At 26.7% G+C, this 673-nt stretch carries 1 protein-coding gene; it reads left to right on the top strand.

The annotated features are described in order from the left end of the window. Positions 1-673 (top strand): IS30 family transposase (locus tag D9R21_RS06785; RefSeq protein WP_126821569.1); only part of this gene is annotated, 673 nt, incomplete at both ends.

Here is a 673-nt window from a genome sequence, read left to right as displayed (position 1 = left end):
TAGATTTTATTAAAACAAGATTTAATAAATACCACGATACACCAGAACAATTGATTTATCGTTATTTTATAGAATTTGGTATTAAATTTCCTGCTTGTGTTAAAACGTTATATAAATGAATTCGCTTAGGAAAATTAGGATTAAGAAAAGAAAATTTGCCCCACCGTGGTAAAAAATATAAAACAAAACAAAAACCTGATAATCGTGGAAAATTAATTAATTTTAAATCAATTTGAGATATTGAAAATAAACAATCTAATGTTGGTTGATTTGAAATGGATACCGTAATTGGTAAAGACCATCAATCTAGTTGTTTGGTATTAGTTGAACGATCAAGTAATAATTACTTTGCAGTGAAATTAAAAAATAATAGTGCTAACGAAATTGTAACAAAATTTAAAGTTATTGTTATAAACAATAATTTAATTGGGAAAATGAAAGGAATAATAACAGATCGCGGCAAAGAATTTAGTAAATGAAGAGAATTAGAAATATTTGCTGAAACACAAATTTATTTTTGTGATTCTGCTTCACCACACCAGAAACCATTAATTGAACATATGAACGGCGAATTTAGATATTGACTGCCCAAGGGAACTGATTTTAATAATGTTAGTCAAAAAACGATAGATTGAATTGTTAATGTTATAAATGATAAACTCCGACCGTGTTT

Origin of the sequence: Spiroplasma endosymbiont of Megaselia nigra (assembly GCF_003987485.1) — a bacterium.
Classification (GTDB): domain Bacteria; phylum Bacillota_I; class Bacilli_A; order Mycoplasmatales; family Mycoplasmataceae; genus Spiroplasma.
This window is presented reverse-complemented; position numbering and strand designations above follow the sequence as displayed.